23 protein-coding genes, 1 other RNA gene and 1 other annotated feature are annotated in these 20,788 nt (G+C 38.8%); of the genes, 16 read left to right on the forward strand and 8 right to left on the reverse strand.

Annotated features, from left to right (window positions below; all coding sequences use genetic code 11):
* Positions 1 to 530 precede the first annotated feature (530 nt).
* Positions 531 to 2,003 carry a nicotinate phosphoribosyltransferase gene (locus BIV59_RS15705; protein WP_071352394.1) on the forward strand — a complete coding sequence of 491 codons (1,473 nt, stop codon included), beginning with the start codon at positions 531 to 533 and terminating at the stop codon, positions 2,001 to 2,003.
* Positions 2,004 to 2,089: 86 nt separating this feature from the next.
* Positions 2,090 to 2,920, forward strand: coding sequence for an ammonia-dependent NAD(+) synthetase (gene nadE / locus BIV59_RS15710; RefSeq protein WP_071352395.1), 831 nt, complete (start codon positions 2,090 to 2,092; stop codon positions 2,918 to 2,920).
* Between the two features lie 42 nt (positions 2,921 to 2,962).
* Here the strand turns inward: nadE and BIV59_RS15715 are convergent, their stop codons facing one another.
* Both BIV59_RS15715 and BIV59_RS15720 read right to left on the reverse strand, forming a co-directional pair.
* Entirely contained in the window at positions 2,963 to 3,460 is a 498-nt protein-coding gene (locus BIV59_RS15715) for a DinB family protein (RefSeq protein WP_071352396.1), read from the reverse strand.
* On the reverse strand, positions 3,453 to 5,414 hold the full coding sequence (locus BIV59_RS15720; protein WP_071352397.1) for an AMP-binding protein: 1,962 nt from the start codon (positions 5,412 to 5,414) through the stop codon (positions 3,453 to 3,455). The genes BIV59_RS15715 and BIV59_RS15720 overlap by 8 nt, the downstream gene beginning before the upstream one ends.
* Positions 5,415 to 5,576: 162 nt before the next feature.
* Between BIV59_RS15720 and BIV59_RS15725 the strand changes: the two genes are divergently transcribed.
* Complete coding sequence (locus BIV59_RS15725; protein WP_071352398.1) at positions 5,577 to 6,194, forward strand: VC0807 family protein; 618 nt, start codon at positions 5,577 to 5,579, stop codon at positions 6,192 to 6,194.
* Between the two features lie 65 nt (positions 6,195 to 6,259).
* Here the strand turns inward: BIV59_RS15725 and BIV59_RS15730 are convergent, their stop codons facing one another.
* The gene (locus BIV59_RS15730; RefSeq protein WP_071352399.1) at positions 6,260 to 7,498 is read right to left on the reverse strand and encodes a two-component system sensor histidine kinase NtrB; all 1,239 of its coding nucleotides are present in this window, start codon (positions 7,496 to 7,498) and stop codon (positions 6,260 to 6,262) included.
* Between the two features lie 244 nt (positions 7,499 to 7,742).
* The gene (katA, locus tag BIV59_RS15735) at positions 7,743 to 9,200 is read right to left on the reverse strand and encodes a catalase KatA (protein WP_071352400.1); all 1,458 of its coding nucleotides are present in this window, start codon (positions 9,198 to 9,200) and stop codon (positions 7,743 to 7,745) included.
* Between the two features lie 211 nt (positions 9,201 to 9,411).
* Here katA and BIV59_RS15740 point away from each other — a divergent pair, with 211 nt between their 5' ends.
* From BIV59_RS15740 to BIV59_RS15775, 8 genes are all read left to right on the forward strand, one after another.
* Complete coding sequence (locus BIV59_RS15740) at positions 9,412 to 9,888, forward strand: C40 family peptidase (protein WP_240501924.1); 477 nt, start codon at positions 9,412 to 9,414, stop codon at positions 9,886 to 9,888.
* Between the two features lie 80 nt (positions 9,889 to 9,968).
* A non-coding RNA gene (gene ssrS, locus BIV59_RS15745) (6S RNA) lies at positions 9,969 to 10,157 on the forward strand.
* A 131-nt stretch (positions 10,158 to 10,288) separates the two neighbouring features.
* Complete coding sequence (locus BIV59_RS15750; RefSeq protein ID WP_071352401.1) at positions 10,289 to 10,582, forward strand: hypothetical protein; 294 nt, start codon at positions 10,289 to 10,291, stop codon at positions 10,580 to 10,582.
* 100 nt (positions 10,583 to 10,682) lie between these two features.
* Positions 10,683 to 10,900: a binding site (T-box leader), on the forward strand.
* Positions 10,901 to 10,959: 59 nt separating this feature from the next.
* Positions 10,960 to 12,045: a glutamate 5-kinase gene (gene proB / locus BIV59_RS15755; RefSeq protein ID WP_071352402.1), complete on the forward strand. Its 1,086-nt coding sequence runs from the start codon at positions 10,960 to 10,962 to the stop codon at positions 12,043 to 12,045.
* A gap of 16 nt (positions 12,046 to 12,061) precedes the next feature.
* Positions 12,062 to 13,309 (forward strand): glutamate-5-semialdehyde dehydrogenase, encoded by a 1,248-nt coding sequence (locus BIV59_RS15760; protein WP_071352403.1) that lies wholly within the window; start codon positions 12,062 to 12,064, stop codon positions 13,307 to 13,309.
* Positions 13,310 to 13,459: 150 nt separating this feature from the next.
* Positions 13,460 to 13,720, forward strand: a complete 261-nt coding sequence (locus tag BIV59_RS15765; RefSeq protein WP_071352404.1) for a hypothetical protein — start codon at positions 13,460 to 13,462, stop codon at positions 13,718 to 13,720.
* A gap of 232 nt (positions 13,721 to 13,952) precedes the next feature.
* On the forward strand, positions 13,953 to 14,174 hold the full coding sequence (locus BIV59_RS15770) for a hypothetical protein (RefSeq protein ID WP_071352405.1): 222 nt from the start codon (positions 13,953 to 13,955) through the stop codon (positions 14,172 to 14,174).
* Between the two features lie 341 nt (positions 14,175 to 14,515).
* A complete protein-coding gene (locus tag BIV59_RS15775; RefSeq protein ID WP_481747440.1) occupies positions 14,516 to 14,746 on the forward strand; it encodes a YolD-like family protein in 231 nt (76 codons plus the stop codon).
* A gap of 247 nt (positions 14,747 to 14,993) precedes the next feature.
* Here BIV59_RS15775 and BIV59_RS23745 read toward each other — a convergent pair whose 3' ends face one another.
* Both BIV59_RS23745 and BIV59_RS23750 read right to left on the reverse strand, forming a co-directional pair.
* The gene (locus BIV59_RS23745) at positions 14,994 to 15,152 is read right to left on the reverse strand and encodes a hypothetical protein (RefSeq protein ID WP_170846172.1); all 159 of its coding nucleotides are present in this window, start codon (positions 15,150 to 15,152) and stop codon (positions 14,994 to 14,996) included.
* Positions 15,153 to 15,943: 791 nt separating this feature from the next.
* Positions 15,944 to 16,081 (reverse strand): hypothetical protein, encoded by a 138-nt coding sequence (locus BIV59_RS23750; RefSeq protein ID WP_170846173.1) that lies wholly within the window; start codon positions 16,079 to 16,081, stop codon positions 15,944 to 15,946.
* Between the two features lie 167 nt (positions 16,082 to 16,248).
* Between BIV59_RS23750 and BIV59_RS15780 the strand changes: the two genes are divergently transcribed.
* Complete coding sequence (locus BIV59_RS15780; protein WP_071352406.1) at positions 16,249 to 16,545, forward strand: hypothetical protein; 297 nt, start codon at positions 16,249 to 16,251, stop codon at positions 16,543 to 16,545.
* Between the two features lie 168 nt (positions 16,546 to 16,713).
* The gene (locus BIV59_RS15785; RefSeq protein WP_071352407.1) at positions 16,714 to 16,899 is read left to right on the forward strand and encodes a hypothetical protein; all 186 of its coding nucleotides are present in this window, start codon (positions 16,714 to 16,716) and stop codon (positions 16,897 to 16,899) included.
* A 141-nt stretch (positions 16,900 to 17,040) separates the two neighbouring features.
* Here BIV59_RS15785 and BIV59_RS15790 read toward each other — a convergent pair whose 3' ends face one another.
* Positions 17,041 to 17,871: an STAS domain-containing protein gene (locus BIV59_RS15790; RefSeq protein ID WP_071352408.1), complete on the reverse strand. Its 831-nt coding sequence runs from the start codon at positions 17,869 to 17,871 to the stop codon at positions 17,041 to 17,043.
* A 214-nt stretch (positions 17,872 to 18,085) separates the two neighbouring features.
* Here BIV59_RS15790 and BIV59_RS15795 point away from each other — a divergent pair, with 214 nt between their 5' ends.
* From BIV59_RS15795 to cotJC, 3 genes are read left to right on the forward strand one after another with little or no spacing between them, the layout of a single operon-like run.
* The gene (locus BIV59_RS15795) at positions 18,086 to 18,334 is read left to right on the forward strand and encodes a spore coat associated protein CotJA (RefSeq protein ID WP_071352409.1); all 249 of its coding nucleotides are present in this window, start codon (positions 18,086 to 18,088) and stop codon (positions 18,332 to 18,334) included.
* The gene (locus tag BIV59_RS15800) at positions 18,331 to 18,591 is read left to right on the forward strand and encodes a spore coat protein CotJB (protein WP_071352410.1); all 261 of its coding nucleotides are present in this window, start codon (positions 18,331 to 18,333) and stop codon (positions 18,589 to 18,591) included. The genes BIV59_RS15795 and BIV59_RS15800 overlap by 4 nt, the downstream gene beginning before the upstream one ends.
* A gap of 21 nt (positions 18,592 to 18,612) precedes the next feature.
* Positions 18,613 to 19,182, forward strand: a complete 570-nt coding sequence (gene cotJC, locus BIV59_RS15805; protein WP_071352411.1) for a spore coat protein CotJC — start codon at positions 18,613 to 18,615, stop codon at positions 19,180 to 19,182.
* Positions 19,183 to 19,624: 442 nt separating this feature from the next.
* On the opposite strand, the gene BIV59_RS15810 is transcribed toward cotJC, so the two are convergent.
* Complete coding sequence (locus BIV59_RS15810) at positions 19,625 to 20,053, reverse strand: hypothetical protein (protein WP_071352412.1); 429 nt, start codon at positions 20,051 to 20,053, stop codon at positions 19,625 to 19,627.
* Positions 20,054 to 20,788: the final 735 nt, after the last annotated feature.

The raw sequence follows: 20,788 nt of genomic DNA on the forward strand, positions 1-20,788 counted from the left end.
TAGCAGATAGGGTATGGTTTGGCATACATATATTTTCGTCCGTTGAAAAATTTTAAAAAAGAGTATACTATATGTACTAATTAAAAAACTCTGTTAATCCAGGACTGTGATTCTGCTGCATTTGAGTGGCTCGCCGCATGCCCCGCGGAATCCGCCTCGTTTTATACCAGCAAAGGATATTTGAAAATTTTTAATAGGACTTGATTCAAACATGAAGCTGAAAGCTAAAGTGCTTCTCCGAAAATTTCATGAAAAAATTGCAGGGATTATTTTTTTAGAAAGATATAAGATGGACCTAGCTTGTGACGAGTAATAAACGATGTGGAAAAAAACTTTCCCCTTCACTATATTAAGGGTACAATATAATGGATTTATTAGTTGGGGAAATGAGACTACTATATTAAAAAAAGAGGCAAGCATACCAGCCGCAGCCTGTTGAACAAGGGGCAATAGATATGCCGGGTTGAATAGCCAGATCGGCATTGTGATAGAGAGAGAGGCTTAAATGCTCTCTTTGGGAGGAAATGAACATGAGCACAAAGTACCAGGATGACAGCTTCGCACTGCATACAGATTTATATCAGATTAATATGGCACAAACTTATTGGGAAGATGGTATACATAATAAAAAGGCTGTTTTTGAAATCTTTTTCAGAACTCTTCCTTTCGAAAGCGGCTACGCCGTATTTGCTGGGCTGGAAAGGATTATTGATTATATAGAAAACTTCCATTTTTCAAAAGAAGATATACACTATTTGCAATCTGAATTGCAATATAATGAAGATTTTCTGCAATATCTCCAAGGTTTGAAGTTCAGCGGGAATATCCGCTGTATGAAAGAAGGGGAACTTGTTTTTGCCAATGAACCCATTTTAAGGGTGGAAGCCCCCTTAGGAGAAGCTCAATTGGTAGAAACCGCTTTATTAAACATTGTGAATTACCAAACGCTCGTTGCAACAAAAGCATCCCGGATCAAGCAAGTGCTGGGAAATGAAATTGCCCTTGAATTTGGAACAAGGCGGGCACATGAAATGGACGCAGCAATTTGGGGAGCGCGTGCCGCTTATATAGCTGGTTTTGAATCAACCAGCAATGTCCGTGCCGGGAAAATTTTTGGCATCCCGGTTTCTGGGACACATGCACATGCCCTGATTCAAGCATATAAGGATGAATATAAAGCATTTCATAAGTATGCTGAAACCCATAAAGATTGTGTTTTTTTAGTTGATACTTATGATACCCTGCGTTCAGGCATCCCGAATGCCATCCGTGTAGCAAAGGAACTGGGAGACAAAATAAATTTCCTGGGCATCAGGCTCGACAGCGGAGACCTGGCTTACTTATCTAAAGAAGCACGAAAGATGCTCGATGAAGCAGGCTTCAGGGATACAAAAATAGTTGCTTCAAATGATCTTGACGAATATACCATTATCAACTTGAAGCAGCAGGGAGCGAAAATCGATATATGGGGTATAGGTACAAAGCTGATTACCGCATATGATCAGCCGGCACTTGGAGCGGTGTATAAAATGGTTTCAATTGAAGGCAAGGAAGGGAATATGATGGATACCATCAAAATTTCCTCAAATCCTGAAAAAGTTTCTACTCCAGGACTTAAGCGTGTCTACAGGATTATCAATTCATTTAATCATCATTCAGAAGGGGATTATATTGCCATGGAGGGCGAAAACCCTCAAGATGAAGAAAAACTGAAGATGTTTCACCCGGTCCATACATTTCTCAGCAAATTTGTGACCGACTATAAGGCGGTAGATCTGCATGAAGATATTTTTGACGCTGGCAGCTTAGTGTATGAAATGCCTGATATAGAAGAAATCAGAACATATTCCAAACATAATTTGGATGTGCTGTGGCCTGAGTATAAAAGGGCACTGAATGCAGAAGAATATCCTGTGGATTTAAGCGAGAAATGCTGGAATAATAAAATGGAAAATATTAAAGAAGTAAAGGAAAATGTTGATAATCTGATTAAAAATAATTAGCCCCCGGGCTAGACACTTGTGTATTTGTGAATGCTGTAATTCAGGTTCACTGTATATAATTCTATTTAGAAAAGAGGGTAACGAAATTGCGGAAAATTCAACAAGAAATCATTGAAAAACTTCTGGTGAAACCGGAAATTGAACCTCAGGCTGAATTCAGGAAAAGTGTTGATTTATTAAAGAATTACCTGAAGAAATACACCTTTCTGAAAAGCTTGGTGCTTGGTATTTCAGGCGGCCAGGATTCTACTCTTTGCGGATATATCGCACAGACAGCTGTGAACGAATTGAATGAGGAGACTGACGGAACTGATTATTCCTTCATTGCGGTCAGCCTTCCATATGGTGTTCAGGCTGATGAAGATGACCGGCAGGCAGCACTTGCTTTCATAAAGCCATCTATGAATATCACAGTGAATATCAAGCCTTCTGTTGATGCAAGTGTCAGGGCAGTTGAAGATGCAACTGGGGAAACAATGTCAAATTTCTTAAAAGGAAATGTTAAAGCCCGCGAAAGAATGAAAGTTCAATATGATCTGGCCGGTTTATATCATGGTGTGGTTCTTGGAACTGACCATGCGGCCGAAGCAGTAACAGGATTCTTCACAAAGCATGGCGACGGAGCTGCTGACCTTGTGCCTTTATATCGCCTTAATAAAAGGCAGGGTAAAGCTATCCTGAAATCAATTGGTGCTCCCGAAAAGCTGTATATGAAAATACCGACTGCCGACCTGGAGGATGACAAACCTTTAGTGCCGGATGAGGTAGCTCTCGGCGTTTCATATGATGATATTGATGATTACTTAGAAGGCAAGGAAATCAGGGAAGAGGCCGCAGAAAAGATTGAAAGCTGGTATCTTAAAACAGAACACAAGCGTAATGAAGCCATATCAGTTTATGACACTTGGTGGAAATAATAATAAAGAGGGAAGGCTGAAAAATTTCTGCCTTCCCTCTTTTTATTGAAATAAAGAAACATTGATGCGGCAGCCCTTGATGGTAAGAAAGGCATGGAGCTGTCCGCGATGATGATAAAAATGCCCGAGTATTTCGAGGAGCCATTCATATCCCGAATAACAAACACCCCAGTAAGATGTTGTTTCTCTCTTCCAATCATCCTCTGTATAATCAGAAACTGCTGCTGTTAAAAACTCGAAGGAGCGGTCAAAAGCTCCAAGTATTTCATCTTTAGAAAAAGGCTGTTGCCGCTGGTAATATTCTTGCATATGCTTCGATGAAGCTTCTTTTGAAATCAGCAAGTCTGCTTCACACAGAATTGAAAGATGGACGAACATTTCACGGAGGTTTCTTTTACCTTCTGCCGGCTGCCAGGCCATCATACTTTCGGGTGTCTGCTGAAGCATTTCCTTGGCTGAATCGACAGCAATCTTTAGCTGGTTCAGAACAGAATGGCAATCATGTATTTTGTTTGGTTGACTTTTATTCTTTTCAGTCATATTCGGGTATCACGATATTTAAATTTTTAACTATTTCCAGGATATCAGGATTTTCAAGAGAGGAAACATCACCTGTTTCTTGATTCAAAAAGGATGCTTTGAGTAATCTGCGCATGACTTTTCCATTTCTTGTTTTTGGAAGCTCTTCAATAGGATAAATTTCTTTCGGTTTGAGTGATTTTCCAAGATGCGCTGCCACCAGTTCATACAATTCTTTTTTACAAAGCTCATCAAATATAGCTCCTGTATTTAATACAACAAAACAAACCGCGGTTTCTCCCTTAACTTCATCCGGGATCCCGATTGTCGCCGCTTCTAAAATGGAGTCATGTTCAACAAGGACTGATTCCATCTCGGCAGGGCCAAGCCTTTTTCCGGCAACATTAAGGATATCATCAGAACGTCCGGTAATGGTCCAGAAGCCATTATCATCTTTGATTACCCAGTCTCCATGCACCCATGTATCTTCCCATCTGCAAAAATAGCTGTTTTCATAGCGCTCATTTTCATTCCAGAAGCCATTGGTCATGCCCACCCATGGTTTGAGAATCACCAATTCCCCAACCTCATTCAAGGCTGAATCGCCATTTTCATTATAAACATGAACATCCATGCCTGGAAGGGCGGCATTAAAGGTGATCGGCGAAATTGGTTTTAAAAGTACATTGCCAAGGATGCCGCCTGATATTTCTGTACCTCCCGAATAATTTACAATGGGCACCTTTTTTTTGCCTGCATGCTCAAATAGCCACATCCAAGGCTCGGGATTCCAAGGTTCACCAGTGGAACCAATCATCTTCAGTGTATCCATTTTATATTGGTCAACCCATTTAGGCCCATGTTTCATAAGGCTGCGGATCAGTGTAGGAGAAATGCCGAGATGGGTAACTCCATATCGTTCAACAAGCTGCCATATTCTATCTGGTGCTGGAAAATCGGGAGTTCCTTCAAACAGAACGATGGAAGCTCCATTCACCAGTCCGCCGAACACAAGGAAAGGCCCCATCATCCAGCCCATATCGGTATACCAGAAAAAGGTATCGCCTTGCTTGACATCCATGCAGATTCCAGCATCAAAAGCTGATTTGATTGGAAAGCCTGAATGGGTATGTACTGCTCCTTTTGGTTTCCCTGTGGTCCCTGATGTATAAATAAGCATGACAGGATCACTTGCATCCGTGTCTGGATATGTATAAGTGCTTTCATTTTTCAGCAAATATTCCCATGCCACATCTTTGTTTTCATCCCACGGTATATCAGATCCGCATCTTTTAACGACTATTACTTTTTCGACAGAAGGAGACATGGAGACTGCCCTGTCCGCTTCCTTCTTCATTTCTACGATTTTACCGCGGCGAAGGTATCCATCTGCTGTTATCAGAAACCTTGCTTCAGCGCTGTTTATCCTTGTTGCTACAGCTTCTGCTCCATATCCTGAGAATGCAGGAGAGAAAATAGCGCCAATTTTTGCAATGGCCATCATGCTGATGACAGTTTCAGGAATCATTGGGAGGTACATGGCGACTATATCGCCTTTTTTTACTCCTAAATCAGATAATCCGGAGGCAGCCCTGGCAATTTCTTTTGACAATTCTTCAAAGGTGTAGATATTTTCCTTTCCGTCATCACCATGCCATATAAGTGCTTTATTTGTCCTAGTGTCAGTATTGGCCGCCCACTTGTCTACTGCATTTTCACAAATGTTCATTTTGCCGCCTGAAAACCAGTTAGGGTATTTCAGCCCTTTACTTAAATCGAGTGTTTTGCTGTAGGGCTGTTTCCAGGTGATATTCAATTCTTTTACTGCTTCATCCCAGAACCAGGCCAAATCATCAATAGATTTTTCATGAAAATCATCATAATCTTTGATTCCCAGTTTTTCCATCCATTTATACATTCTGGTTTGTTTCATGTCCTCTTCGTGCGGAAACCACACTGCTTGATTTGAATCCATATGAAACCCCCTGTGGAATTTTCTGTATTCATTAATATTTCAAAAATTTATGTCTATTCCATTATATAATAAAAGGAAAAGTATTGAAAAGAAAGAATAAACATAGAGTAGCAGGGAAGCGGGGGTGTTTCTTCCCCAAATTTAAAGCAAAGAGGAGAGAGTATGAAAAAATATATCATCCTTCTGGATATCATTTTTTATGCAGCGATTCCATTAATAGTCTGGAATGCTGGAAGGGGTTACCTGGGTGATTATAATACAATACTTGCATCATCCATTCCCGGAATATTATACAGTGTCTTCCGCTTTTATGAAGTAAAAAAAATAAACTTCACGGGCATCTTCATATTGGCATCCCTCATCATAGGAACTGCTTCAGACTTCCTTGCCGGCTCGGCCCTTCAATTGCTGTGGAATAATGTCTTTTACTCAATTGCTGTAGCGCTATTTTTTTTGCTGACGGTTTTCTCGAATAAGCCCGCAGCTCTTTTGCTTTCTCTGGATTTAGCAGAAATGCAGGGGAATGACAGGGCAAGCATGAATGATTTGTTTTTGCAAAAAAAAGTTTTATACGTTTTCAAATTGATTACGATGTTGTTCGCAGCAAGGGAATTGGTATTATCCTTTGTGATGCTGCTGCTTATTAAGAAGTATGGGGTAGAGGCTTTTGACCATGGAATCATTTATAAACAGGCAATCTCATGGTCTTTTGCTATAGTTTGCATAGGGGGATTTATTTATATTAGCAAACTGATTAATCAGGATCCGGAAAGAATCTAATCCTAAAATCAGTCTGCAGCTCTTTGAAGTATTCATCACTCAAGAATATTTAAGTTAGCAGTTTCTTAAGCTAGAGGAAGTTCAATGAAAAAGGATGTGCCATCCTCATTGCTCGATACACTAAGCATGCCATTATGGCTTTCTATAATATTTCGTGAAACAGATAAGCCTAATCCTGTTCCATAATCCTTGGTGGAAAAAAAGGGATCAAAGATATTTGCGAGTATTTTGGATTCAATGCCATGGCCGTTATCTGCAAATATGAATTGAATATAATCGTCTGCCTTTTTTAATGTAATGTTCACCTTTAGATCCAGGTTTCCCTTGGCTTGAACGGAATTTTGGAATAAATTCATAAAAACCTGAAGAAGCTCTTCTTTATCACCAGTGAAAAACAGATTTTTTGTACAGGCATCCTTATTAAAGATATATTCGACATTAAATAGAAGGGCTTGGGTTTTCATGAATTTGTTTAAATAGCTTTCAAAAAACTCCTCAACATTCAGCCTCTCATCATGGGCCTTTGCGGGACGGACAATGCTTAGAAACTCGGATATGATGTTATTGGCCCGGTCAATCTCAGGAATCAAAAGTGATGTAAACAGTTCGGAAATTTCTGGGCCTAAATTGCCTTGAAGCAGCTGTAAGTAACCGCGGACAGTTGTAAGGGGATTCCGTATTTCATGGGCAATGCCTGCTGCAATCCGTCCGGCAAGAGCTTGTTTTTCTGCTTCTTTTATGGCATGGAGAAAGTAAAATACTCCTACAACCCTCTTGATTGACCCGTCCGGGTTTCTGATGATTTTTGTGTTTACATTATAATAGTTGCGGTCCCATATTTCATGGTTGACCAGTTCTTTTTCCATTCGAAGAGATTCCAGGATCATTATTTTTTCATCGGGAATTTTCATTAAGTCACGGATATGCTTCCCGGTTATTTCTTCCCGGTCTACACCATGGTCTTTGGCAGCCTGTGTATTGCAAAGAGTTATATACCCTTTTTGGTCAATGAAAACGATATGGTGGGGTATTTGGTCCAATATAGGCAATAGGATAGCTTCCATCTCGTCTAATGGATCGAAGGCAGATGAAATCTGCAGCACGTTTTTATCGGAGGTATTTTCCAAACTCGTTTCTGCTATAACCGGGGAAGTACACTCTTCTAAACTTTTTTCAAGTTTTCTGGCATATTTTTGACTATAGTAGGAAAAGGAAAAGGGCAGTTCATCAATGAGCTCTTTATAAAAAGAATTTTCTTCTCTTAACCTTTTTAATTCAGCTAAATAATTTTGGTCATTGTCCATTCATAAAACTCCTAACAAAAAAAATCAGATTATAATATTCCAATCTTTTACACTATATAATAAATTTTTTCATTATACTAGAAGTCCAGATGAATTTTTCTAAAAGAAATTAGAGAGAGCCTGATGAACAGGCGGGGCTAGTCACAATTAGACAGCATGAATAGCAGCAAAAAAAGGCATCCGCTGAGAAATGGATGCCCTTTTTTTGAGAATGATGCTTGTTAAATGAGAATGGATGGATATACTATTTCACGTTTGCCGGAACTGTGATCGGCAAACCTAGACCAGCAGCGATCCGTGTTCCAAATTCAGGATCAGCTTTGTAGAAATGCTGTATTTGACGGCGTTTGATTTCTTCAGTTTTAACTGGTTTCATGGCACCCGTGATTGTTTCAATAAGCCTTGATCTTTCTTCCTCACTCAGCAGGCGGTATAGGTCTCCCGGCTGCGTATAATGGTCGTTATGATCGTAAGAAACAGATTGAGCCAATCCTTCCACTTTGAAAGGAGAAGGATTGCTTTCAGGCGTTTCTGATGGGCCTCCAAAGCTGTTTGGCTCGTAATATACAGAGCCTCCGCCATTATTATCGTAACGCATTTGGCCATCGCGCTGATAGTTATTCACTTCTGTTTTAGGCCGGTTGACCGGCAGGCTGTTGTGGTTGGCCCCTACTCTATAGCGGTGGGCATCTGAGTATGCGAACAATCTTCCTTGAAGCATTTTATCCGGTGAAGCCTCAATTCCAGGCACAAAGCTTCCAGGAGAAAAAGTGGCCTGTTCCACTTCAGCAAAATAATTTTCAGGATTCTTGTTCAGTACCATACGGCCCACTTCAATTAAAGGATAGTCTTTTTGAGACCAGACTTTTGTTACATCAAAAGGATCGAATCGGTAGGTGTCTGCATCTTCAGCAGGCATGATTTGAACGTAGAGCTTCCATGAAGGAAAGTCTCCGTTTTCTATGCTGTTGAAAAGATCCTCGGTATGATAATCGGGATTCTCTCCTGCCAGCTTTGCAGCAAGGTCAGCATCAAGGTTTTTGACACCTTGTTCAGTTTTAAAATGGTATTTAACCCAAACAGCTTTTCCTTCGTTATTAACCCACTTGAAGGTATGGCTTCCGAATCCATGCATATGGCGGAATGTCGCTGGAATACCCCGGTCAGACATCAGAATCGTGACTTGGTGGAGTGATTCTGGGGAAAGGGACCAGAAATCCCAGACAGCGGTCGGATTTTTCAGGTGTGTTTTAGGATCTCTTTTTTGTGTATGAATGAAATCAGGAAATTTAATGGCGTCGCGAATAAAGAAAACAGGAGTGTTATTCCCGACAAGATCGTAATTTCCTTCCTCTGTATAAAATTTTACAGCAAATCCTCGGGGATCACGGACAGTATCAGCGGAGCCCAATTCTCCCGCTACAGTTGAAAAGCGGATGAACATTGGTGTGCGCTGACCTACAGCAGACAGAAAATTGGCTTTCGTATAGTTTGATACATCATTGGTGACTTCAAAATATCCATGTGCCCCTGCACCCTTGGCGTGTACAACACGCTCAGGTACTCGTTCCCGGTTAAAATGAGCGAGTTTTTCTAAAAGATGCACGTCTTGGATCAAAGTTGGGCCGCGGTGTCCTGCAGTCATGGAGTTTTGGTTGTCCCCGATGGGAGCTCCCCAGCTTGTGGTAAGTTTTTTTGTCATAGTATCAATCACCTCTTGAAATAGTAAGATAATTTAAATGATAACATTTATCAGTTTAAAATCAATAGTTATTTAAAATAATTATAATATAATACTCGATTAATTATTTCATTATTCCGAAAATGTTTAAGCGAGAATATTTCATATTCTTTATCATATCTTGGTCAATGTGGTTTTCTATGAAATACATTTAAAAAGGAGTTGTTCGTTTGTGAAGAGGTCAAAAAGATTATCAAAATTATTTACTGCAGTCTTCGTTCTTTTCTTTGCATTTACAATGGTGCTGGGTTTTTCCTCAAGTGCCAAAGCTAGCCCTTCGCCTGGGCAGGAAGCAGCCGCCACAGCAGGACTATATAAAGGGAAGCCGTTTAAATGGGGAGGAACAGCTCCAAGCGGGTTCGATGCTTCAGGTTTTACCCAATATGTTTTCAGTCATTCATATGCAAAGCTGAAACTTCCCCGTACAGTTAAAGATCAATACAAAATAGGGGCTACTGTTCAAAAGAATGAATTAAAAGAGGGAGACCTTGTATTTTTTAAAATTGATAGGAAGAATGTCTCTTTTGTAGGAATTTTTCTCGGTAATAATAAATTTATTGCCGCTGCTTCAAAGGGAGTAAGCATTCAGTCACTTTCTTTAAAATATTATAGTGAACGATATGCAGGAGCTAAACGAATTGTAAAGTGAAGTTCTTCAATAAGCATTAAAATATAAACATTATGCATAAATTTCCATTGCTTAACCTGCCTATCCAGGTGTAATATACTAATAAGCTGCATTGTACGTAATGATAATTAAGTTTTAACCTTTAAGCTGTAATAGGGAGTTTTATATCGAAACAGAAATGTCATGCCTCATTCAATGCAAGAGGACGACAGGAATGGTTCTGCAAACACCCACTTTGAGAAGTGGTGGTTTAAAACTTTCTTGCAAGTTACGGCAAGTGCGGCTTCCTTATACTATTATCCCAAGCCAGTTTCCTATCGGGAGCTGGTTTTTTAGTTATATGTGCTGCCAGGATATAGAATGTTTTCTACAGCAAATATACATATACTTTAAGAAAATATTAAATTTTGGAGGAACAATCATGGAATTTCAAAAAATAACTCATGAAGAAGAAAAAAGTTTTCCTGCTTTTAATAATCATTTGGAAGCAAGAGAATATTTTAAGCAATATTATATGGACCACTTTACATATAAAAACAAAAAGGAAAAGGGCGGGCAGGAAATATTCAGCTATGTTCTAGTGCTGAATGCAGAGGCCTACAGATCTGGACAAGAAAAATTGGCAAGATTTGAAATGGTTGACGGAACAGATTTTTCAGCCAGTTTTCAGACCATTGATATTTATGAAGATGGCAGCATATATATTTACCGTTAATAGAGTGAAAAGGACACCCGGCATCATTTTCACTTTTGTACTTCCTGGCGTCAGATAATGTTTGACACGAAGGGTATTTTTTTGCATAATATATAAAAATATTTGAACGTTGAAAGAAGATTAGTATGCAAAAATTTATGTTACAGAGAGCGGAGTAGCATGCTGAAATACCCGCAGCAATAAATTTGCAGAACCTGCTTCTTGAGTCCTGTGTTAATGCATAGGCGCTATTTTTTAGCGTTATCAATTCAAGCGGGATACATTGCATTGTATCCAACTAAGGTGGTACCGCGGAAATTTGCCCTTTTCGTCCTTTATATAAGGATGAAAAGGGCTTTTTGTGTTTTTCTATAAAAAAGTGTGCAGGAGGATGAAATATGAAGAAGCGGATCGTTGTAAAAATCGGCAGCAGCTCCATCACTGATAAATACGGAGAAATTGACGATGAAAAATTCTCCGAACATATCCAGGCTGTTGCGGCATTAAGAAGAGTGGGCCATGAAGTTGTACTTGTCTCTTCGGGTGCAGTTGCAACCGGCTTTAAAAAACTTGGATACTCTTCAAGACCTGTAACAGTTAAAGGAAAACAGGCAGCAGCAGCTGTCGGGCAAAGCATCCTGATACAATCCTACACAGAACACTTCCGCAATTTTGATATTATACCTGCACAAATTTTATTAACAAGAAATGACTTTTCCAAGAAAGAACGCTATCAAAATGCTTATTCAACATTGTCTGAATTGCTTGGGCGGGGGATACTGCCTATTATTAACGAAAATGATACCGTATCAGTTGCTGAATTGACTTTTGGAGACAACGATATGCTTTCAGCTCTAGTAAGCGGCTTAGTACATGCCGATCAGCTTATTATACTGACAGATGTAAATGGGTTATATGATCGCAATCCCCATAGAGACCAAACAGCAAAAAAAATTGGCTGCTTGCCTGAAATAACCGAAGATATACTTAAAGGTGCGCAGGGAGCAGTTACAAATATAGGAACAGGCGGCATGAAATCAAAGCTGCTTGCGGCAAAAACTGCTCTCTCTTTAGGGGTGAAAGTTTTTATTGGCAGGGGGACCGGACCAATGAAGCTATTGGAGATTTTGGAAGGTGAAGGAGACGGCACATATATCGGCAGGAAGAATTTAAGTCAGCTGGCAAACAGTAAACAGTGGCTATCCCTTCATTCACAAGCAGCCGGAAAAATTTTCATTGATGAAGGGGCGGAAATAGCACTCATGTCAAAGGGACGCAGCTTGCTTCCATCAGGAATATATGATATTTCGGGTTATTTTAATAAGGGAGATGTTGTTGAAGTTTACGGCCCTAATGGGCTCCTTGGCAGAGGGGAAGTGCTTTATTCAGGGGATGATCTGAGGAAATCCATGGGAAAGCACAGTGCAGATTTAGAAGCTGGATTAATTGAAGTGATTCACAGGGATAAATGGGTGAATTTCTAATAAGGGAGGCATAGGAATGAATGAATTAATCCAAAAAGGCATTGCAGCCAAAAAAGCCAGCTATTTATTAACGGGGAAAACTACTCGGCAAAAAAACGAGGCTCTAAACAAAATTGCTCAGAAGCTTCTTGAAAATAAAGATTTTCTCATACATGAAAATAAAAAGGATCTGCACTCTGGCAGGCAAAAAGGCTTTTCAGCGTCTATTCTGGACCGTATTATGCTCAGTGAGAAAAGAATTGAAGATATGGCAGCTGCCATCGTGTTATTAATTGAAATGGATGATCCCATCGGAGAAGTGCTTGAAACAATCCATAAAGATAATGGACTCCTGATTAAGAAATGCAGGATCGCTATTGGTGTCATTGGAATGATTTATGAAGCGCGGCCGAATGTAACCGTTGATGCCGCTGCTTTATGCCTGAAAACAGGTAATGCGGTCATATTAAGAGGAAGTTCGTCTGCAGCACATTCCAATATGGCTCTAGTAAAGGTCATTCAAAATGCGCTGAATGAAACGGATATCCCTCCTCATGCGGTACAGCTGATTGAAGACAGCAGCCGAAAAACTGCTGCAGAATTTTTTCAGCTGCGGGAATATTTAGATGTGCTTATTCCAAGGGGAGGCAAAAAACTGATAGATACTGTGATACAAGAATCATCTGTTCCAGTTATTGAAACAGGTGCAGGAAATTGCCACATTTTTATTGATGAAACGGCAGATGAAAATATGGCAGTCCGCATTCTTGTAAATGGAAAAACACAGCGTCCCTCCGTCTGCAATTCTATTGAAAGTGTTTTAATACAAAAAGAATGGTTTGAGAGGCATGGAAGGAACCTTTTATACATCCTTCACGAAAAAAAAATTGAAATATATGGAGATGAAACTGTTTGTGCTGCTTTTACTGAAGCGAAACAAGCAGAAGAAGAGGATTGGTCAACAGAATATTTGGCACTTAAGCTGAGCATTAAAACAGTAGAAAATGTAGATGAAGCAATTCAGCACATCAATAAATATGGAACGAAACACTCAGAGGCCATTATTTCAGAAAATAAAAAACATGCAGAAAAATTTTTAAGCCTTGTAGATGCTGCTGCAGTTTACCATAATGCCTCAACAAGATTTACGGATGGCTTTGAATTTGGCTATGGAGCTGAAATTGGCATAAGTACTCAAAAACTCCATGCCAGGGGACCTATGGGATTGCCCGCATTGACCACAACTAAATATTTTATTTATGGGAATGGGCAAATCCGGGAATAGTTTAAGTATTTTTAATAACATTCCCTCGAAAGCTTCCAAATCAAGGTATAAAAATCCGCACTTTTTATTTATCCAATCGTGACAAAGAATGAGACAACCTCTTTTACGCTCGCATAAGCTATATGGAATTTGATAAAAGAGGTGGATATATTGAGTAAATCTCCAATCACTCCAAGACAGCCAGATGTAGTGACTATACTTTGGCAGCGCAACCCCTTAAGGCCTTTGCAGCCCCGTACGATAGTAGATGCTACCATCATTGGGAGTGCAAAACCTTGCAGGAATGACTTAGATGAAGGAAGCAGACTGCGGGATGCTGTAGCATGTTTATTGAGAAACGGATTCCTTATGGTTTCCAGTACCGATTTAGGGATATTCGGTGCTTCAGTGTTCATCCGGCAGCCAATGTAATCCTTTAAAGGACAAGTTCTTGCCAGAAATAATTGGAAAAGCCAGCCATGTTTGCTGGCTTTTTCTTTTCTTTTACATAAATATATAACTTCTATTTAACAGGTATCCGTGTGCCATTCATGAAAAAGGGGAATGCATCAGTGAGGCAGCAACAGCACAGTTTTAATTGGGATAAGTGAAAGAGGAAATATTCATTTCAAGGTCGAATTATCTCTTGTAAGGGGTGATTGATATGGAAATAAAAAAATTAATCTTTTCAAAAACTGTTGCAGTAGATGCACGTCTTCAAATATCCGACGATCAGATTTTTTTATTCGCCAATGGGCATACACCTGTACGGGTAAAAAAGAATGGTGCAGAGTCAGAGCAGAGCTGCATAAAAGAAGCCATTAAAATTTTTGAAAAAGAAAATAATGTAAAGCTGCTGCAGGAGAGAAAAAATTTACTTATCTAATAGATTTTGTCCTTGATTTTTTCATTTGCTAAAATGGTGTCCGCTTACTTTAAAACCTGCTGGAAACAGATGCTGTTCAGGCATGATCCTGCGGGTTTTTCAGTGTTCATTTTGCAAATCATGCTGTATTAAGCCGATTTAGAGCTTAATATTCAATTAACACAAAGTTAACACTATGTTCATAGCAGTATGAAAGAATGAATGGAAGCCAATGTTAGTTTCCAGAATAAAACAAGCCACATGTAACATGTAAAACCCAGGAAGATAAATGCGCTTACAAAATATTGAACAGAGTTTGCTCAAATGTTCACATATTGTTCAAACACAAACTGGAAGGCAGCATGTATAATGAAAATATAAAGAATAAATTTAACAAAAAGGAGACAGCTATGATACTTAGAGAACTAAGGAAGAACAGGATATTAACAATTAATTATTATAAAAATGGTTCATTAAAGACTTGCAAAGGGAAAATCCATAAGTTAAATGTTATACAGCAGACATTATTTCTCGAAGATGAAAAACAAAAAGTATTTTCTATAGAATTAGGCGGAATAAAAGATATATCTTAAGAAATCCGGAAGTTACGAAAGGTAAAACACCCCATTTTGCAGCTCTAGCTGCTTCGTAATCCTTCTTATTCCCCCTCAGATACTGTGTTTCATTTTCCTGAAAGTAAGATATTGCCTCTTTGATATTTCTTTCACCGATAAAAGCATTTTTGGAACAAAAACATGAAATTGATGTACTTCATTGCCGCATGCATTTTAGCATAGTTGAAAGAGGATCCTGCCTCTAAGATAGGATCCTCTTTTTAATTTAGTCAGCATCTTCAATACGATTTTTAAATGCTTCTTGTACAACTAGAAATTCTTCATCTTCTTGAGCTTCTGTTGTATGCTGTTTTGTTTGAGTGTTAGCTGGAAACTTTCCGGGATGTCCCTTTTTCTTATGCTCGAATTCATTGCCGCGTGCCATTAACTGACCTCCTTTCCTTCATGTATAGGGTGCCCTTTGCATAAGGAATTATAAAAAATGCTGTATATTCAACTGACAGTTCCGTTCTAAGGTGCAAAGTTATATTAAGCAGTACATATAGAGAGTGAAAGCGTAAAGATTTTACTTTTTATTTTTGTTGAATTTATCAGAAATCTGGCGATGATTATAACATTCTCTTTTTTACTTATCGCGGGATAATGGATAACTTTTCAGGATTCGCATATACGCCCAATGACCAAAAGCCATCTAAAAGGCATTTAATTCGGATTCCAAAGACATTGAGAAAATGGATGAAAATTGGTATTATCTTGGATTATACTAAAAATAATGTTAAAACGGCAGCGAAACCGCTGCCGTTTTCTTGTTCAATTTCATTACTTTCCAGCTTGGTTTTTACGTGCTAAAAACTTTTTGCACCTTATAACGGAAACCGTTAGTATAAAAAAGCATTTCATGATAATATCACGCAGCATGCAGCATGCAGCTTACTCACTATTATGATTTGGGTTTAGGCAACTCAAGGTTGAAAACCTGCATCAGGAGGAACGTTTTATGAATCATTTCATGAGGATACCAGTTAACAGGATTCAACAGGGGATTGCAAAAGCTGAAAGAATCAGCACCTGCAAATGCTCAATATCCGATATAGATGAGCAAGCGGGGAAGTAATTAAAAAGAGGGGGAGCACCCTGGAATAACGATAACAGAGTGCTCCCCCCTAAAAACAGAATGATAATTCTTTAAGAATGTTTTGATTCTAAGGCAGACAATTATAAATTAAATTCGGACTGAACCTCAAGTACCTCGTTAAGGATATCATGGAGCTCTCTATCATCTTTTTCGGAGCCCTCTATTCCTGAATCAAGAATCTCGGATAACAATCCACGTTCAATCTCAATTTTTTTCATTTAGAACCCTCCTCAATGTTTTCTTCATAGTATACGGTAAGGAATTTATCAGTATGCTAAGTAAAAGCTCTCCAATACCATGTGGATATTAATTCCGTAAACAGAAAATAAATGTTATGATTTATCTATAATTTATGAGTGAATTCTATGGAGGCCCTGGTATCATTATGAAAGCAAGATATGAACTGAAAAACATGAATATAACACTTAGCAATGTAACACTCCGTGAGGCATCAGACAGTTATGTTCTTTTAAAGGCAACGGACGAAAATAACAATGAAGTCAAAATTATATTTTCGCATGGGCAGGCAGAATTTCTTGAAGGGGAGTTCCAGGATGTAAATCGGCGCCGTAAAGGGCACAATTCTGATGAAGCTCCACTGCCAGTTGAGGAAATAGAACCAGATGACTCGTACAATTTGTTTAATATTGATTTCTATGATGAAAACAAGGAAGGGAAATAAGTTTATCTAATGGTGGATTAACTTATTTTATCAGATAAAATAGTAAAAAAAAGCTTTATTCCTAATTATGTCAAATTTTTCTATACTTTCTGAATATTTTGTATTATTATAGGAATTAGAAAACTCATCATGTCTCCTGCTTCTATTCATATGACGGGGTGAACAGGAATGATACTTTTAAAAGTAGATGATAAAACTTTTGGGAAAAGTAAAATTACCTATGATGTTGTTGACAAGGAAAATGGACAAGTTATTATCAGCGGAAATTGTATGGATTTTACAATTGTAAGTGATAAATATTATGAGCTTAAAGATCAATATGGATCATCGAATGTAAAGCTTGTACTGAAATAAAAGTAAATGCAAGGCTTCGGCAGGCAGTGCTTATGGGGCTAGCGCATTCACACGAAGATGATAATCATTTTACACAGATGAAGTTAGTAAGGAAGGCCACAGCGATTGCCCGTGGCCTTTTTTTTGCTTCTGGCGCATGTGCTAAACAAGGTTTATAAAATCCTGGACTGTCTGCTGCAGCGTGCCTTTTGTAATTGCTTTCCGGTCAAAGGAAATGCCGAGATGGATCATTTTTCTGACAAGTTCAGCCCGCAATCCGGTTATTACTGCAGTACATCCCATCATATCGATGCCATCGAGAACTTTTTGAAATTTGTCAATAACCTCGACATCCATATCGGTTATCCCGGATAAATCCATAATTAGAGACTGAATTTTGAATCTCGCTATATCATTCAATACCTTTTCTTCTATTGTTGCCATGCGATATGAATCAATAGAGCCAATCAGCGGAAGGATAGCCACTTGTTCGCTGATCGGAATGATTGGGACCGAAAGATGTTCAACATTCTTTCTTTGCTTGTTAATTAATTCATCTTTGTAATCAGAGTAGCTAATAAAAAAATTATTGAGAAATTGATCAATGCTGTCATTAATTCTCTTTTCCAATGAAAAGAAATTTTCACGCTCACTCGGCTTAATTCTTTTCTGTTCAAATTGATGCAGAAATTCCCACAGCGTTCTTCTGATTGCCTGGACCCATTCGAGTTTAAAGGACAGTGTAAGAGAATGCTGTGCCCACGCTATTCCTTCCTTCCGGGCAAAGTCGGTCAGTTCCAATTTATTGCTTTCTACTATATAAATCACTAGTCTTTCAGCATTTTTTAAAAGATCGATATTGCCGGTCCTTAAAATATCATTTATTTTTTCTGCCACGTTTACTGCTTCAGATAATAGTTTCTTCTCAAAAAGCTGCCTGTTCTCTGTAATGAAATCTTTAATATCTTCTCGATCTCTGCAGGTTGAATGCATATAAAAATCTCCTTTCAGCTCCTGTTGAATTTATCCCATATCATTAATTCTGCCAGTACTCAAAAAATTCCTGCAGAATAACTTGAAGAATGCAGTTTTTAAGGGGGGCAATCGCAATTGTGTACCTTTGAACATAAACATTCTTCACTTTTGGCATTTTTCCCAAAAGGATGAATATGCTGTTGTTAGATAGCCAATAAAAGAGGTGTTATGAGTGGACAATACAGCTAATTATTCATTCACTCCATTAAAGGGATACCGGCCTTTTCATGGATTATTCGATCCCTGCAGGCCCTTGGGAGTAAAATATTATTCAACTCCCCCAAATCTGTATCTGGGGTTTCAGCCCCCGAATTTGCAGCAATATCCTGCTAATGAAGCGCTGATGAAGGGCACCTTGTGGCCTGCTCTTTGGGATTATTATGAAAATCCCTATAAAGCGAAAGAAGGTATGGGGCTATGAAACAATTGCCTCCAGAATATTATCAGGAGCTGCAAGAAATACAGGCAGCGGATTTTGTGCTAGTGGAATTAACTCTATATTTGGACACACATCCGAGAGATGAGCAGGCAATGCAGCAGTATAATGAATACGCGCAATATTCCCAGCAGCTTAAGACAAATTTTGAGGCGAAATATGGGCCTCTTCAGCAATATGGAAATAGCTTAACAGATGCTAAATGGGGCTGGGGAAGAACTCCATGGCCATGGCAAATTTAAGACGGCAAAGGGGAAGGATTTATGTGGTTTTATGAAAAGAAACTTCAGTATCCGGTAAAAGTAAGCACATGCAATCCCACACTTGCAAAGTATTTGATGGAACAGTACGGTGGAGCAGACGGAGAACTGGCAGCAGCACTCCGCTATTTAAATCAGCGTTACACCATTCCGGATAAAGTTGTAGGGCTCCTGAATGATATAGGCACGGAAGAGTTCGCGCATTTGGAAATGATCGCTACCATGATATACAAATTAACAAAAGATGCTACACCACAGCAGTTAAAAGAAGCAGGGCTTGCTGAACATTATGTGAGTCATGACAGTGCCTTATTTTACAATAACGCTGCAGGTGTCCCTTTCACTGCTGCCTATATTCAGGCTAAGGGCGATCCGATTGCCGATCTTTATGAAGATATAGCTGCAGAAGAAAAAGCAAGAGCTACATATCAATGGCTAATTGACATTTCAGACGATAGTGATTTAAATGACAGTTTAAGGTTCTTGCGCGAAAGGGAAGTCGTACATTCCCAGCGTTTCCGGGAAGCGGTAGAAATTTTAAAAGAAGAAAGAGACAGGAAGAAGATTTTTTAAGAATTATAATCAGACCAAAAAGAACAATAAGTTCCTTTTTGGTTTTTTTTGTGTGCATAGACGATTTTGCCTTGAAGAAGGGACAACAATATGTAACTATTTCATGACCTCCTAAAAGGGACAGTACCCGATTTCTCCTAATCGCTACAAGGAATCTGTAAAAAATCTTTATCTCAAGAAATTTAAGATGATCTTGTTTATTCGAAGCGCCTTAGCGTTAAGAATAAATTCCTTCATTAACTCTTCATTCTCCATTATTGATTGCTGAATAATTTCTTGAAAAACGACATAAGCTTTTTTCCTCTTTCTCTACTTAATAATTTCAACATTTAATTCATTAATGCTTTTTACCGGGTTTCAGCTTTTTTGACAAAAGGATCGATATAAGTAATGGCATAACCGCTGTTTTTTTCATAGGCCTTATTTGGAAGAGGCTTACTAGTTAATAAGGAAGAGAATTCCCAACAATATCCCTTATCCTAAGCGCTGTCACAAAATAAGCTGCTTTAACGTCTGGATTAAACTCATCCACCTCTACCGGATATTTTTCCTCCTCGATCAACGTTTCGCCGATTACATCATTTATGTAAAAATCATACGCTTTATCCCGTTGCAGCGATAATTGATCAAGGTCTTCTATACTGAAATGGGTATACACAAATTGAAGGCATTCCTGAGAGAAATACCATTCTTCTATCCAAGGGTGAAATTCCCGCGGTCCAAGCGCTGCTGCCTTCTCCTTGAAGAATGGAATAATCTCTCTTAAAATAATATCGTTTATTTTGAAATCTTTGCTGGTAGTCAAAAGTTTCTCCAGCAGCTCCTGATTTTCCATTTTCTTTTTGCTGAATAATTTTTGAAAAAAAGACATGGCTGAACCTCCTGCGACATATCTAATATTTTTTTGGGTTTGATTTTCGTGATGAACACCAGCAATAAAAGAACGGTTTCAAAGCCGAGAACAAGCATCACAACCATCACCCAGACATAATCATCCCATTGCCAGCATTGATTAATAAGCAGCCAATAATGGCGATATGGCCTTTTGTATGTAAGGAGAAAGATTAATTTTGGATATATCTGGGGTTATTAGTTTTATGCGTCCAAGAGCTATCCTCCTATTCATCAGGTGGTTAATTGTGAGCTAAAAAATCATGGCCAATAAAAACATGTGCCAAATTAAAAAGGCAATGCTAAGCGCGGCTTATCAAAAAAGGAACCCTGTAAAAATATCCTGAGCGTAATAGTTTAACCCTGAAAATGCCACGGCCAATCCTCTAAATAAGTAAGAACCGACAGTATCTTTATCCTCGAATACGTTAATCTAATATAAATAGAGGATTGGGTTTGGGATTGGAATTTACGAACAAGACCACCCAATCATAACCACTTGGCATAGTGACATGTGCGCCAAGCAGCATGGAGGCGATTATAGGTAAGATAATGATGGCACTGCCGTAGCCTATATTCTTTTATAAAACATCCTTAATTTAGTTTTTAAAATCAACCGTTACTACTGAAAAATTAAATTTTTGAAATCAGCAGAAGCCATTGGAAACATTCAATCCAGCTGGCTTATGGCACTGTTAAGGCTGTTCATTCGTGC

The organism is Bacillus sp. MUM 13 (assembly GCF_001866725.1).
Lineage (GTDB): Bacteria > Bacillota > Bacilli > Bacillales > DSM-1321 > Peribacillus.